The 15,621-nt window shown below is 34.7% G+C and carries 12 protein-coding genes; 4 read left to right on the forward strand and 8 right to left on the reverse strand.

Annotated features, from left to right (window positions below; translation table 11 throughout):
* Nucleotides 1-118 precede the first annotated feature (118 nt).
* A complete protein-coding gene (locus ACP6PK_RS06050; RefSeq protein WP_426558625.1) occupies nucleotides 119-436 on the forward strand; it encodes a transposase in 318 nt (105 codons plus the stop codon).
* Nucleotides 437-926: 490 nt separating this feature from the next.
* On the opposite strand, the gene ACP6PK_RS06055 is transcribed toward ACP6PK_RS06050, so the two are convergent.
* Nucleotides 927-2,606 carry an ABC1 kinase family protein gene (locus ACP6PK_RS06055; protein ID WP_426558627.1) on the reverse strand — a complete coding sequence of 560 codons (1,680 nt, stop codon included), beginning with the start codon at nucleotides 2,604-2,606 and terminating at the stop codon, nucleotides 927-929.
* 378 nt (nucleotides 2,607-2,984) lie between these two features.
* Complete coding sequence (locus ACP6PK_RS06060; RefSeq protein WP_426558629.1) at nucleotides 2,985-3,866, reverse strand: hypothetical protein; 882 nt, start codon at nucleotides 3,864-3,866, stop codon at nucleotides 2,985-2,987.
* 941 nt (nucleotides 3,867-4,807) lie between these two features.
* On the opposite strand from ACP6PK_RS06060, the gene ACP6PK_RS06065 reads away from it, so the two are divergent.
* Together ACP6PK_RS06065 and ACP6PK_RS06070 are read left to right on the forward strand one after the other, a co-directional pair.
* A complete protein-coding gene (locus ACP6PK_RS06065; protein ID WP_426558631.1) occupies nucleotides 4,808-5,353 on the forward strand; it encodes a LeuD/DmdB family oxidoreductase small subunit in 546 nt (181 codons plus the stop codon).
* Nucleotides 5,354-5,726: 373 nt separating this feature from the next.
* The gene (locus ACP6PK_RS06070) at nucleotides 5,727-6,182 is read left to right on the forward strand and encodes a DUF2127 domain-containing protein (protein ID WP_426558633.1); all 456 of its coding nucleotides are present in this window, start codon (nucleotides 5,727-5,729) and stop codon (nucleotides 6,180-6,182) included.
* A gap of 1,130 nt (nucleotides 6,183-7,312) precedes the next feature.
* On the opposite strand, the gene ACP6PK_RS06075 is transcribed toward ACP6PK_RS06070, so the two are convergent.
* From ACP6PK_RS06075 to ACP6PK_RS06100, 6 genes are all read right to left on the reverse strand, one after another.
* Entirely contained in the window at nucleotides 7,313-7,795 is a 483-nt protein-coding gene (locus tag ACP6PK_RS06075) for a tellurite resistance TerB family protein (RefSeq protein WP_094673036.1), read from the reverse strand.
* A 537-nt stretch (nucleotides 7,796-8,332) separates the two neighbouring features.
* Nucleotides 8,333-10,135: a M61 family metallopeptidase gene (locus ACP6PK_RS06080; RefSeq protein ID WP_426558635.1), complete on the reverse strand. Its 1,803-nt coding sequence runs from the start codon at nucleotides 10,133-10,135 to the stop codon at nucleotides 8,333-8,335.
* 483 nt (nucleotides 10,136-10,618) lie between these two features.
* Nucleotides 10,619-11,302: a Crp/Fnr family transcriptional regulator gene (locus ACP6PK_RS06085; RefSeq protein ID WP_426558697.1), complete on the reverse strand. Its 684-nt coding sequence runs from the start codon at nucleotides 11,300-11,302 to the stop codon at nucleotides 10,619-10,621.
* Between the two features lie 225 nt (nucleotides 11,303-11,527).
* Nucleotides 11,528-11,881 (reverse strand): DUF1257 domain-containing protein, encoded by a 354-nt coding sequence (locus tag ACP6PK_RS06090; RefSeq protein ID WP_094674666.1) that lies wholly within the window; start codon nucleotides 11,879-11,881, stop codon nucleotides 11,528-11,530.
* Between the two features lie 175 nt (nucleotides 11,882-12,056).
* Complete coding sequence (ycf46, locus tag ACP6PK_RS06095) at nucleotides 12,057-13,577, reverse strand: stress-responsive protein Ycf46 (RefSeq protein WP_426558637.1); 1,521 nt, start codon at nucleotides 13,575-13,577, stop codon at nucleotides 12,057-12,059.
* 144 nt (nucleotides 13,578-13,721) lie between these two features.
* Nucleotides 13,722-14,072 carry a slr0373 family blue light stress response protein gene (locus ACP6PK_RS06100; RefSeq protein WP_426558639.1) on the reverse strand — a complete coding sequence of 117 codons (351 nt, stop codon included), beginning with the start codon at nucleotides 14,070-14,072 and terminating at the stop codon, nucleotides 13,722-13,724.
* Between the two features lie 288 nt (nucleotides 14,073-14,360).
* Here ACP6PK_RS06100 and ACP6PK_RS06105 point away from each other — a divergent pair, with 288 nt between their 5' ends.
* A complete protein-coding gene (locus tag ACP6PK_RS06105; protein WP_426558641.1) occupies nucleotides 14,361-14,507 on the forward strand; it encodes a hypothetical protein in 147 nt (48 codons plus the stop codon).
* The last annotated feature ends 1,114 nt before the right edge of the window (nucleotides 14,508-15,621 follow it).

A 15,621-nucleotide genomic window follows, 5' to 3' on the forward strand; every position in this document is an offset into this window, starting at 1 on the left:
GGTACTTTTTTCAAGCTAAAAAAGGCTAATACCTTTATCTTTGGGATTTAATCAGCAAGTCCTAAATACTTACTCAAGTTTTCCCATCTGTAATGCACTACATTTTGTCCTGCGGAATATGGGCTTTAATCACAAAATTATTAACGGCAGACCAGTCAAATCAATTAATCAATTCTATAACAAGAAAAAGGGAAAACTACAGTCAGAATTAAAGGAGACTAAAAGTAGTAATCGAATCAAAAGATTATCGACAAAAAGAAATTTAAAGATTGATGATTATTTGCATAAGACTAGCAGATATATTATTAATCATCTGATCGAATATCACATAGGAGTTTTAGTAATAGGAAATAATCCTAACTGGAAACAAGGCATAAATCTTGGCAAAAAAAACAATCAAAATTTTGTTCAAATTCCTTTTTTTAAGTTAATTTAACAACTAAAGTACAAAGCCAAATTAGTAGGAATCAAAGTCATAATTGATGAAGAAAGTTATACTTCAATTGCTAGTTTTTTAGACTGGGACGACTTACCAGTTTATCAAAAAGGTGTCAAACACGGATTTAGCGGTAAACGAGTGAAAAGAGGACTTTATAAAGCAACAAAAATGGTGTCAAATACAATGCTGATGTCAATGGAAGTTTAAACACCGATACGAAAAGCAGTCCCAAACGCTTTTAGCAATGGGATAGAGGGTGTTGTAGTTCACCCCGTTAAGGTAACACTTAATTAAAACTAAGTCAAGGAATACTTTTCTATAGATTTAGTAACTATCGCCACCACAAAAGTAAGCAATATAGATTAACTGTTTGGTGCTATTTGGGAGTAAGAAGCTTATTACTATATACAGCTCTAATGTTTGGTTTCATTCCTCAACCCAAGCTACTTTAAACAAACTGAAAAAGCCAATTTACTTTTCTACCATTTTACTTCTCTGCCATTTTATCTAATTTTTCTCTAACAGATAACTGAAGCCCTGACTTGAACATTAATATCAATCCCAACGCTGATAAGGCAAAAACAATAATTGCACCTTCTATATAACCCCCCGTCAATAAAACAGAACCTGATAGAAAAGTAAAACCAGTTATACAAGAAAAAATCAAAGTTTTTAAAGCCAAATTAATCCGTTTTAATAACCGATCGTTTTCAATAGAACGTACCCGAAATTGAATTTCCCCATCCTCAATTTTTGTTTCTAGTTGTTGGATTAAAATTTCACTTTTACTAGGTTGTTGTAACTTATATTTAATAAAATCTCTTGTCTGTTTTGCCAGTTCACCTACCATCCTACTTCTACCTTGAGCAACAGTTAAACTTTTGACAAAAGGTTGAGAACAACTAACTAAACTATACTCAGGGTCAAGTTCTCTAGCAATACCATCTAGAGTAGTTAATGATTTAAGAATAAAAGTCATTTGAGAAGGTAGACGAAATGGTTGTTGCTCAAATAATAAATAAATTTCTTCCTTTACCTCATCAAAATTATAAAAATCTACAGGTTTATCAGTGAAATTTTCCAATAAAAAATTAACCAATCTTTTGACAGGCATCATATCCGGCATTGGTTCAATTAAACCAATAGTAACTAAAGTATTCAACACCTGGTCAACATCTTTTCTTAAGACAGCAAAAAATGTTTTAATCATTTGGTCTTTAGTCAAAGACTTTACCTCAGCCATCATGCCAAAATCATAAAAAATTACTTCACCATCTAAACTAACTGCTAAATTTCCTGGATGAGGGTCAGCTTGAAAAAAACCATCCAATAATAACTGCTTTAAATAACAACAAACTCCTATTTGATTAATCTGCTTTGGATTAAGATTACAAGCTTCTATTCGCACCCTATCGTTAATTTTGATTCCCGGTAAATACTCAAGAGTTATAACTTTTTCTGTAGTGTGAGTCCAATAAACACGAGGTACTATTATTTCAGGATATCCTTTAAAATTTTCCCGAAAACGGTCAGCATTTTTCCCCTCATTCACATAGTCAATTTCTTGATAAAGAATGGTAAAAAAATCATAATAAATAGCATCTAAATCATACCTCTTAGCCCAAGCAAAATATTTTTGACAGAAACGGATAACATTTTTAACAGCTTTCACGTCTAAGTCAAATAAAGGTTTTAATCCAGGACGTTGTATTTTAACTACAACTTCCTCACCCGTTTGTAAATTAGCTTTATGTACTTGTCCAAGACTCGCTGCAGCAATAGGGCGTTCCTGAAAATCTCGATACAGAGAATAAAGAGAGTTACCAAGTTCCGACTCAACAATACCGATCGCCTCTGTAGTCTCAAAAGGAGGCACTTGGTCTTGTAATTTTCCTAGCTCCTCTACATATTCCTTGGGTAATATATCAGCTCGTGTAGATAGAGATTGACCTATTTTAATGAAAGTTGGACCTAAATTTAGCATAGTCTTCACTAACCACTGAGCACGTCGTTTTCTTATAGAGGGAGATTTATTTTGAAGTAGATTATCCCACCATAAAAACAAAAAAAATTTTCCGGCGGCACTAAAAACATCTATTTGTCTGGTCAGGGGAGAATATTGGGTGCGTTGCCAACGAAGGGGCTTAGAAGCTTTTTTAGTGAGCATAGTATTTCAGTGATCAGTTATAGCGCTACGCGCTAGGGAATAGGGAATAGGGAATAGGGAATAGGGAACAGCATACTATCAAAGGGTTTTAGGATTTATAACTCTCCGCCCCCTTTGCTTCGACTGCTATAAAAGTTAAAATTTATCAGTTGTCAGTTGTCAGTTGTCAAGGAGATATCAAGTTATCAGTTACAAGATATTTCGGGCAAATGATGTACAAGGTAAATTCAGTTATCATTTATCAGTTTTCACGGGTTTGAAACCTCTCGGTTGGCCTTGAAAACCTCTAAAATTTGACTTTTGACCTTTAACTTTTAACTTTTCCTTTGGAGTTTGAGACGTCTAAAATCTTAACTTTTGACTTTTGACTTTTGATTTTTAACTTTCTTTTTCTTCTCTTTTCTCTGCCTCTTTTTTGGCAATTTCACTATTTTTTTGATAAAGTTCAGCTCTATTCACGGCCACATCATACCGTGAATAACTAGGTGAAACAGAGGTCATTAGTTCTGCTGCTTGTTGCCATGTCTTGGCGATCGCCACCCACTCTTCTTGAGACTGAGCTATTTTACCATCAGCAACAGCTTTTTGAGCAAGTCGCACTGCTTGAGTAAAAGCTGCTTTTGACTTAGTTTGAGTATCTTCTACAGATTTTTTATTAGTAGGAGATGGAGACTGGGAAAGTGTATTTTCTGAAGCTGTTATTTTATCTATCTCGGAGTGGTTGAACCATCTATTAACTTGAATACCTAAAGTTAGCATCAGCATACTCAGAAAAAAAATGCCTATTACATCAGGTTGGAATTGATTTTGCTTTGGCATTCCCGTAGAATAAACAGTTTTAGAAAGAGGTATTTTAGTTGGTTTAGGCTTATTTGTCTGCAAATTATTTGCTATTTGTTTGAAAATATTTGGTTTAGTCAAAGTAATTTCTTGAGACCAAAGTAATTGATTTTCCGGATCTCTAGTAACATCCTCTAACCAAAGTAATTTTTGTTCTTGGATAATTCTACTATTGATTTTTACTTGCTGAATATTACGAGGTGAAATTTCTTCAAGGGTCTGTTTAACTTCTTCTACAATATTAGACTTTTCTAACTGTTGAACTTGGGGTGCTTCACATAAAACTTGCAAAACACCATCAGAAAATATAGCTCTAATTCTTACATCTAATGTAGCTAGCTGTTCATTCAGAATTTGAATGATTGCTGCTACGCTACCCCGACGTGCTTGCGTAAATATATCATTAGTTTGATTGGCCATTGATAGTTAATAGTATTGATTTAATAGTTCCCAAATATTGAATATAATTCTTAGTCTGTCTCAAGATTATTTCTTTATAGTATTGCTACACAATTTCGCCGATAATACTAAGTAAAAATTTCTATTGCGATATACGCAATAGAACCGCTGACTAGCTAATTATCAAGAATAGAGAAATGTAGCAGCGGGAAAAGAAGAGATATCTAATTTCCTGTCATACAGTTTTTTGTAGCAATGCTTTAAAGAAACTCAAGATTATTTCTTTATAGTATTGCTACACAATTTTGCCGATAATACTAAGTAAAAATTCCTATTGCGACATACGCAATAGAACCGCTGACTAGCTAATTATCAAGAATAGAGAAATTTAGCAGGGGAAAAAGAAGAGATATCTAATTTCCTGTCATACAGTTTTTTGTAGCAAAACTTTAAAGAAACTCTAAAACTATAGCATTAGGCAAATTAAGTTAGAAGATTTATAAATACTCATTTGAGTACCTCCTGTTGAAGCACCCGACAAGAAAATCCTGAAGTTGATTTTTTTGATCCTTTTTCCAAGAAGAAGCTAGACCTAATTTTTTTGTCAAACTCAGTCAGGGATTACTTCTAACTTCTGTAAGTCGCGAATTTGATGGCTCCCCTATCTGCCTTCTGACTTGTCTTATAGAAGCCCTAAGCGTATCTCCAGAAAATAGGTTATCAGGAGAATTAATTGATAAAAAATGGGTAAGAATTGATTTGCTGATGGGATTTTTGGAGATATCTAATACACCCCATCTCCCCATCTCTCCACACTCCCCTACTCCCCTACTCCCCTACTCCCCTACTCTCAATCTATAATTTTAAGATCAATTCAGGGGTTCTATAGGATGACAATGGGAGTGTCAAAAGTCTTATGCTAGAATTTGCGACAGCATTAGAGGGAAAACAGGAAATTAACTATGGCCAAATCCCTAAGTGGCAAAATCTTTGTATTAGATGACAATATAGATACTGACCAAATTATTCCCGCCGAGTATCTAACATTGGTTCCTTCAAAACCAGATGAATATGATAAGCTAGGAAGTTATGCTTTGTGTGGTTTGCCTGACCGCTACGGTAAGTTTATTGAACCAGGAAAAATGAAAACTCAATATCCAATTATTGTGGGTGGAGAAAATTTTGGTTGTGGTTCTTCACGGGAACACGCACCTATTGCTCTAGGTGCTTCTGGTGTTCAAGCAGTAGTGGCTCAATCTTATGCTCGTATATTTTTCCGTAATTGTTCTGCGACTGGAGAACTATATCCTTGGGAATCTAGCGATCGCCTGTGTGAGTTATTTGAAACTGGTCAGGAAGTTACTATTGATTTTGAAGAAAATCAAATAATTAATCATACTCTTGGTAAGACTTATCAGTTGAAATCTTTGGGAGAAGTAAGACCAGTGATTGATGCTGGAGGTCTTTTTGCTTATGCTCGTCAAACAGGTATGATTGCTCAAAAATAAGGTTAAATTTTTCATAAGCATTCAGCCGTCAGCTAGCCTCCTGGGTCGCAACTGCGTTTTTTCGTATAGGGAATGCTCCGCAAACATGTGGCGCAGCGTTTCATATCGGCGACAGCCAAAAACAGCCATCAGCTAGAAGAAGGAATTAGTCTCCAAGGAGAATTAAAGGTCCGACACGAAAAAGGTCATCAGTTAAACTTAGTAAGTTATTACTTTCAGGGATCTTTTTGAGCAGCACGACCCAGGAAAAGTTGAGATATGACTGCTAATAGCTCAATACTTACAATTTTTCTGTTCAATGGGAGAGAAATTTCTCTCTCCTTATTTAGTGTTCAAATTTTCAAGAATTTTCAATTGTTTAGTTTGAAATTTTATGGAAACTCAATCTCCAGAACGTACCAGTCTAAAATTCATTATTTTATATAAGGGAATTATTGCGACTGTCATGTTGATAATTTCTTTAATTTCTGCCTGGAGCTGGAGAAATTTTGATACCCTCGTAAATTGGGCTGAAATTAATTTGATTAATGGGGAGTTTAAGACAATAGAATTAATCTTAAAGCCAATTCTAAATGCTGATATTCCTAGTCTAAAGTTGGTGGCTCGTTCTACAGCAGTTTATGGCAGTTTGATAATTATTGCTTTGGTTGGTTTGTGGTATGAAAAATTCTGGTCTAAGATTCTTTTTGTAGGATTAGTTGCGATACCATTGCCTTTAGAATTCAAAGAATTAATACATGATTTTTCTCTCATCAGATTGACTATTTTTATACTTAATTTAGCTGTCTTTGTATTTTTAATTATCCGAGAATTCAAGCCGGAAGATTAAATTTTATTTTCAATAATAAAGAAAGACAGATATTTTTTTGATATCAAGAAAAACATTTTTGAAATACTTATCATTTTTATCTTGATAAAACAGCAAGTTTTAGGAAATAGCTTAACTCAAAAGAGAAAATAATAAACACAAGTTCACCTCACTAAACTTGAGAAATGCTACATAATATCAAATCCGGTAGTATCGGTATAAAAAAGCATAGAAATCATAGAAACCGGGTTTGTATCAAATCCCCTAAAATATTAATATCGACCTCCCATAAACCCGGTTTCTTATAACAGTCCGAAGCAAGCGGATTTGATATAAATAGATAGTATAAATAAATACGGTTTAGATCAGACCAACACTCATAAGGTATGGAACAATTGTAGTAGTTATTCAGATTACATAACTACAAAAAAATTCCTTTAAGTAAACTATATTGATCTATAGACTCATGTACTTTCCTTCTTCTCTCTTCAAAAAATCCTTAACTGAACTGTATTGTACTATAAAGTTTATCTCAATAGACGGTAGGACGATTTGATAAAAAGGAGAACCCTCTGATAAATTTAAGGTGTTTATGTTCATAAATATTAGACTTGTCGCGAAATAAAACCTGAAAATGAAATGGGAAAATTCTGGCTTTCACTGATTAAATTATGCTGCCATCAGGTAGAAATTCCAGAGTCCAGCCGTATCGCTTCCAACTCAAGTTGGACACAAAAAGCTTGTAATAATTCATCGAATGCCTTACGGCGCACGTCCAGTCAATGACCTTAATAGGCGGTCTTCTTTTAGCACCCGATTAATATCTAACATTGTCCCATCTCAAATACCCTATTAACTTTTACTTTACCTTATAAAGCGACAAGTCTATTGTTTCTGTCTAAACCGAATTTAGTATCAAATATAAATCCAATAAAAATATAAACCCTCAATTACTTTCTGATTTGAAAAAAGTAAAAGAGGGTCATTTCAGTTATCAGTTAACAGTTATCATTACCTGTATGGAATAGGGAAGCTATTAATGCTGAATCGAATATTCTTTATTATCCCCTATCCAAGGGAAAGCTATTGACCTGATTTTTTTAGTCAAAAAAGCAACAATAAATAAGTTACTGTATTTGCCATCAATCAATTTAATTTTGCATAAATTGCTGTAGACCACGAGTCATCATATCGACTATTCCCTCTTGCTGATTAATTTCAGTATTTGCCTCAGTTTCTATACGCTCTACTACATCCTGTGAAAGATTAAGCAACTGCTTTAATTTTTGATAAGCAACTTCTTCCTCTTCATTAATATTTGGCTCATCAGGAGTACGAGCGCTACAAGCAATTACTTCATAACCTAATTTTAGTACAAGTTCTCTTTCTTGTTCGCTTTCTAATTTGGGAATTGATTCCTCCAATGGTATATTTTGCATGAGATAATCCCGTAATTCCTCTTGAAGTTGTTGTTGGGAATCTCCTGTAGCAAATAAACTACTAAAGCGCTTCAACATTAGATCGACTTCCTCTTGCGCCAGTTGTCCATCCGACCATGCCATATAAGCAACAATCCGCAACAAATTCATCTGACGTGGAGTAATAGATGGGGGTGGAGGTGGTTGTACTGCCATAGATTTTTCCTCAATTATTGGCTATTCATAGCTCAACTTTTAACCTATCATCAAGCTAATAGTTATCATCCAATCGTTGATAATTTTTAAATATTTCCGATGATACAAGTTTCAAAAAATACTGCTACATTAACTTTTGGTTCTCCTGCTCGCTAAGGCGTGAGAATATATATTTTTTTCCCACACTTACCCCACTTCCTAAACCTCCCACACTTCCTATACTATTACTATGTACCACCATATAAATTTTTTTGTAATTAGGGAACAGCTAGATTTTGCTATACAGGAAAATTAAATAAAGAGCAAGAGTTTTCCCTACTCCCTACTTTACTACTTTATAGGGGTAAATTTTTAACAAAGGGATGAGTAACCACTTTTATTCAGTATAAAATTTCAACAAAAATACCCTCAACTTCCCCGTCTCCCCACACTCACCAAACTTCTTTTACACCAAAGGTAAAAAACTTACCCTTGTAAGCTACTCTCTACTACCTTTTGAAATGAGAAGGAACAAAGAAAAATATAGTAGTGCATTAATCAAAAAGACTCTAATGAAACTCCCAACCACCCAGCAAAATTTTCTTGTTGTTTTGTCGTAGGGTTTTTCACTGGTACAACTTGGTAACGACTGGGACTAGGGTGAGCCAAAGTTACTTGATGAGTAATAAGTTCATCTTGATGGAAAACTGTTACTTCCAAAACATCCCCTGGTTGATAATCTTTCAGGCGATCGCTCAACTTATCTGCATTTACCCGAAAACCATCTATTGCTAGTAACTCATCTCCTGCATTTAATCCAGCCAACTGTGCTGGCCCCTGATATTGAACAAATTTAATTATTTCTTTGTTATTCTCACTAACAACATTCATACCTAAATCAGGCCATTCATTATCTTCTTTTTTCAGTCGTAGGCCAAAATGTCTAAGATATTCATCAAAAGGCAACTCATCTACACCATCAATATAACTCTCAAAGAATTCATCCAAATCTAATTCTGCCACCTCTTCAATTACACCTTTTAATTGTTCAGGAGTAAAACCTATTTCTGACTTACCAAACTTATCCCACATTTTGCGCATCACATCATCCAGTGAGTATTGATTTTCATATTTTTCTCGGATTAACAAATCAAGAAATAAAGATATCATTGCTCCCTTTAAATAATAAGAAATCTGACAGTTATTACTATTAGCATCCCGACGATATAATTTAATCCAAGCATCGAAACTAGACTCACTTACTGGTTGTACTTTTCGTCCTATTGTTGTTAGGAATAGTGTAATTTCTTTTCCTAATCCTTTTAAGAAAGTTTTCAGATCATAAATACCAGCTCTTAAAGGAATTAATAAGTCATAATAACTGGTTGTACCTTCAGAAAACCAGAGAGAAGGAGTGTAATTTTCCTGTTGATAATCAAAAACTTCTAATTCTTTAGGTCGAATACGCTTAACATTCCATAAATGGAAAAATTCATGGGCAACTAACTGCATAAAGCGATCGCGTTTTTCCTTATTCCTAAAACCGAATCTCGGATAATTTAAAGTACAACTAAACTTATGTTCTAAACCACCAAAACCTTTTCCAGATATATGCAGCAGAAATAAATATTCTTCATAAGGTAAACCACCAAAAAAATCTGCTTCTACTTCAATAATTTTTTGTATATCAGGAATTAGTTTTTCTGGTTCTGCATTACCTTTACCCCAAATAGCTAATTGATGTTTTTTGCCTTGTACTTCAAATGGATATAATTGATGACTACCTATCTCAAAAGGACTATCTACTAAAGTATCAAAATCTTCTGCTTCAAAGGTATTTTCTGTGTCTGGAATCTTTGGTAAAGATGTGGTTACTTGCCAATCATATTTAGGTGGAATAACTTTTATCCTAATCGGATTTTTCTCACATTCAGGAATATAAAAGAACAAAGCTGCCCCATTAAAATAACCATGTGTAGAATCTAAATGATTAGTGCGAACTGTTAATTCATTAGCAAATATCCTGTATTGAACTATTACTTCCGAAACTCCCAAAGTTTCTATTTGCCAATGATTTTTGCTCAGTTTTTGCCAAGGTAAAGGTCGTTCATTTTCACTATAGGCACAGAAATCTTGCAAATGTTTAGCATATTCTCTAACTAAGTAAGAACCTGGCGTCCATACTGGCATTTTTAAATCCAGTTTTTTAGAAGTTTGTAATAAAGAGGAAGTTAATTGTTCAATTTTAACAGACAAACTAACCTCAAACAGATGAGATTCTGGATGAGGCATAGATACTTTATATTGAATTGCTGGCGTTGTAATTGTGGGACTGAGGGGTACTATTCTAGCTTCAGTCATAGTTATTTATTTTTGATATGAACTATTTGATTGTGACTTAAGTATATATATTTTATTTCTCTTTTTAAGATAATATTAATCTCATATAAAATCCGGTTATATAGTAATCGTAAAATTACTTCCTCTTCATACAAGTTTTCTATTGAATACTAAATTGAAAAATTCATACTATTCAAATTCTTTATTTCTCCTTAATTCTGACTCCTGACTCCTGACTCCTAAGCAATAGTATAACTAATTACCGAAAAATCAAGGTATAAAGCCTCTCACTCACCGTGGAGAAACAAGAAAAAATTTTCCTTTTATTCAATCCAATCCGTTTTAGGGAGAGGTAATTATCAATTATCCATTATCAATTATCCATTATTAAACCGGAGCATATATCAGTTCTTAATGTAAATTTTTCGACAAAAATAGCTATAATTTAATTAATTTTTTACTTCTTGTCAAAAATATTACTGTATCAAAAATCATTAACCTAGTTTACTGACTAGCTAAATGCATTAAATGTTTAAGATTAAGTAAGTGGATTAACTGATGTTCCGGGTCTCTACTAATCCAACCCTTAGTATCTAATTTAGTCATAATTTTGCTAGTTTCTTCAATTGTGATATCTGTTACATCAGCTAAATCTTGGTCAGAAATATTAAATATTTCACAGGTTTTTTCCGTAGTCTGACCGTAATTTTCCGCTAATTCTACTAATGTATTAGCAAGTTTTACTGCTGGAGGTCTATGACGCAGTTGATAACGAACGTTTGTCTGCCTAAGACGCTTAACCATCAGTTGGAGCATTCGGTGATGTAACTGAGGGTCTTTGAAGAGAGTTTGAATAAATCTTTGAGCAGAAATACTAATCAAACGAACTGGAGATAGGGCAACAACATCATTTGAGCGGGGTGATTCATCTAGAATGGCCATTTCACCAAAAAAATCTCCTCTCCCTAGAATAGCGAGTGCAACTGAGTTGTCCCCTGATAACCTGCGTCTGACTTTGACCCAGCCTGATACCAGGAAATAAACAGCATTACCCCAAGCATCTTCCATTAAGACTACTCTGTCTGAGGGATACTCATGTTTGACTGCAACAGAGAGGAGCCATTCCAAAGTTTCTGGGTTGGCTCCCTTAAATAAAGGAAAAAGCTCACTGAAAGCTTCTGTCTGCATGAAAATTAGCACTCTTTATTGTATCTTGTGATTGTTAAACTCAACAGCTATCATACTAGAGTTTTTTTTAGTTCAATACAAATATAATTGTATTTGTTTAGAGTGGATAGTAGTGTTTTTTCACCATCCTAAAAAGTGCTGTAATCAAAGTTCCAATCAAAATAGCTAAAAAAACGGGCTAACCCGATTTTGGTTAACCCGCAAACTTGGGAACGCGCAAATATATTACTTCTGCACTACCAATTTGACATTAGCGTTTTGTAGACCACGTTGCTTAACAGCAGCTAAGGTTTTGTTAACGGCATACTTCTGATTGATGGAATTGATCAACTCAGTTTGATTGTGCTTCTTAGCAACACCCCATAAATCAGCGATTAAGTCAAAAGAACCATCGCTATTACGAGACCAACCTAAATCATATTCACCTTCGAGAACAGCAACGATATCGGAACGTACACGTTGGCCATTGTAGCCACGAACATCAGCATTAGTTTTCACTGTAACTCCCAGATCGCGCAGGGAAGTTTTTAAGATTTCAGCGTCAGTAATCTTAGTACGCAGTGTGCTGAAGTGAGACATTTGGGTTTCCTCCTAAATTTAAAATCAAAACAGAAACAACAACGGTTTTTATGGAATAGTACCACCACTCATAATCATTAAATTGATTTTGAGGAGATGTGGTTTTTTTTAGAAACTGCTAGCAACTTTATCTTGTTTACTAGCCTTTACTCCTGTTTGGACCAGGAGAAAGCTTTTAAAACTCCAGTCTTTGATACTCGGCGACTGAAGATGCAGCAGGCCGCGCACGTTGTCTAGCCCAATCCCGTAGAGCAGTAACTTGCTCTGTCATGGTCTTCGATAACGGTAGTGTAGATTTAATTGCGGCAATAATATCTAGCTGCGTAAATTCTCTATTTTGAGCAAATGCTTCATACATAGCAGCGATTATGGCTTGCTCTATTTCTGCACCTGAAAAGCCATCGGATACATTAGATAGTTGATCCAGATCGAAGCGTTCAATATCTCGACGTCTTTTTATTAGGTGAATTTTGAAAATATCTTGGCGTTCTTCTTTGTTTGGTAAATCTACAAAGAAAATTTCATCAAATCTACCTTTTCTCAAAAACTCTCCTGGTAGACGTTCTACTCGGTTAGCAGTTGCCATTACAAACACTGGAGAAACTTTTTCCTGCATCCAAGTTAAGAATGAACCAAATATCCGACTAGAAGTACCTCCATCAGAGTCTGCTGAACCTGTACTACCTGCAAAGGCTTTATCCAACTCATCTATAAATAGAATAGCAGGTGAAATTGATTCGGCTGTTTTGAGAGCATTTCGCAAGTTAGCCTCTGACCGCCCTACCATTGAACCATCGTATACCCGTCCCATATCCAACCTTAATAAAGGTAGACCCCAAAGACGAGATGTAGTCTTTGCTATTAGAGACTTGCCACATCCAGGTATTCCGAGGATTAACATTCCTTTTGGTTGAGGTAAGCCATATTCTCTGGCGCGCTCTGTGAAGGCATCGGAACGTTGCCTTAACCAACGTTTCAGTTCCTCTAGACCACCTACAGCATCTATAGTTTCATCCTCTTCTATATACTCTAGAATGCCGTTACGCTTAATGAGCTGTTTTTTCTCAGAAAGTACAATGTCAACTTCCTTTTCAGTTAGGCGTCCTGCTGTTACTTGGGCTTTACGATACACTTTTTCTGCTTCATCTTTTGTCAAACCCAAAGTTGCTTTCAGGAGCTTTTCTCTTGTCTCTGTGGAAATACGACGGTTTTTACTATGCTCTAATTGTTTTGACAGGACTTGATTCAAGTCCTTCATATCAGGCAGTGGAAAGTCAAGGACAACTACTTCCTTTTCCAGCTCTATTGGTACATTCTGCATGGGAGACATTAATATAATTGTCTTATTTGTACCTTTAAAACTAGCGATCGCATCTCTTAACCACCTGGTAACTGGTGGTGAATCAATAAATGGATGTAAATCCTTGAATACATATATTCCAGCACCACTATTAGGATCTCGCTGCCTGATTACCCACTCTATAGCTGCCTCTGGTGAGACTGTATTATGCTGAGTTGTGTTTTTGCTTTGGCCATACTCTACAATACCGTGAGTCACTGTCCAAACAAACACATTCCGTGAGGACTTGGCTTGAGCTAATGCTGCAATTGCCTGCTCTGACCGCTCTTCCTCGGAGGTTACGAGGTAGATCAGAGGATATTGAGCTTGGATTAGAATATTGAGTTCTTCTTTCATAGTCCTCGATCTAGTAGAGACGGTACAAAGTTTACAGTGCGTGAATTTATCTTGTTTTTTTCCCTGCTACTATGACTTCTGAGAGATTTTTTTATTGTCTCTATTAATTAGTCATTCAGATTTAGTTTTTCGCTACAACAAAAATTAGCAGGGGACTAACTCTTGTTCTCCCGGTTGAGCCTCAGAATTTCCTAACTCTGCGGTTTGATTAACTGGGATATTTTTGTCTGCCAAAACACTTGGCTGATTTTTGATGGAGACCAGTTCTCCTTCTCGGATTACAACTGAGCTTGTACACTCTGGACAAGTGTATACCCGGTGGGTTTGTCCATATTTTGAATTTAGGTCATCAACTACTTCTGGGTTTTCTAGATAGAAAAGGATAGCCCTTTCTGCTATTGATGACATTGGTTCCGAGTCAACTGCTGCTCTTATTTTGAGCTTGCGATGCAGTTCTGGTTGAATATATAATGTAACTTTTTGCTTGTCTTGCATATGACAGTCAACTTGTTTACCCGGGTATGTATCTTACATTAACGGCTCTTTTCGGGAATGTCAAGCCGTTAAACCGCTTTAACTCTATTATTGTAACATTTATTTACACTTTGAGACAATAACTAAACAAAAATCAAGGCTGTATTATTTACTGTGTAAGACTTACAGATTTTTTGGCTCAATTATTTTTTGGATAACAATTGAAAACAAAAACTGAAAAGAAATATACTTTTATGTATTGAGACAAAAATAATTACAGCAGTTTTCGGGCCTTATGAGGTACATATATTGACGGTTAAGAATTTAGAATTGGTTGTGTTGCATAGTAATGGTATAGGGAGTGTGGGAAGTGTGGGAAGTGTGGGAAAGGTGGGGAGTGTGGAAAGTGTGGGAAAAAATATATATTCTTACCATTACTATGCAGGACTACCTTAGGATTTAGTAGTTATCCAAAAGTATGACTAATACGAAGTTTACTGGAATGTTTGTAGAGTCAGTTGTACGTTAGTTATTTCGGAACCTGCTGTTACTGTAACTTATAACAATGGGAAGCACTCTCATAGTTTCATCACTTTTTAACAGGACTTACGCAAAGGTACTATATATAGAGTTTAAAAACTATAACGTTATAGTTCGTGACTCTATATATATGGTCTGCTGCATAAGTCCTATTTAATTAAAAATTAATATAAGTAAAATTTAGGCATTTGCTATATTTAATTTAAGGGTTATTGTTTAGAGCAACTCGTTCAATTGCCACTTCTTATATTTAAGTTGTATAGGTTTAAACAGAGTTCATTAATGGATAATTATCTCTTTTGGTAAAAAATCCTTAAAGTTAATAGTCAAAGTTAGTCTATATTCTAACCATGAACAATAACATTAACTATCCTGAACTTTTGGGTGGTTGTGAAAAGGTACGAATCAGAGTTGCTAATTTTAATGCCAAATTATAAATATATAGCACTTTGCACGACTAATCAATACAGTAACAATAGTAAGTAGAATAAGTTATAATTTACTCAAAGTTTATTGCTTCAATTATTGTACTTAACTTTAGTAAGCATTTCCTACATAATGCTGCTCAAACAGCCGTCAGCTAATGGATGTTAGCTATTCTTTTTGGGGCAGGTTTAAACGTTTATTGAGCCAGATATTAAATATTACTAAAAGTAGTCTGCCTTGATGTTAAAGTCTATTAAATTCATTTAAGCTCGTTAAGCTCTAATTGCACTCTTGCTGACTGCTAATAGCTGTAACTTTATGCAAAGGGCTGTATTAGGACTGATTTTCTGCATAAATTATCTACTACAATAATTAACGAGAAGCAAGTGATTGTTTGAACTAATTTAAAGGTTTATGGGATTGTTAAAAACCAAAAATTATCAAGATAAATTAGTTATTTAGGTGATAAACATGGAGATAATTTAGAACTTTATTATAAGAGAAAGTAAGTCAGAAAAATACAGTCTTGATTTCAATAGTTTGAATATTAATTAGTCGATGGGAAGCAATTTCTAAAGTCTGCTGATGTTTAGAAAATATTAAT

The sequence above is a fragment of the Dapis hubbardiae BLCC-M172 genome, from assembly GCF_050016015.1.
In the GTDB taxonomy this organism is placed as follows: domain Bacteria; phylum Cyanobacteriota; class Cyanobacteriia; order Cyanobacteriales; family Microcoleaceae; genus Trichodesmium.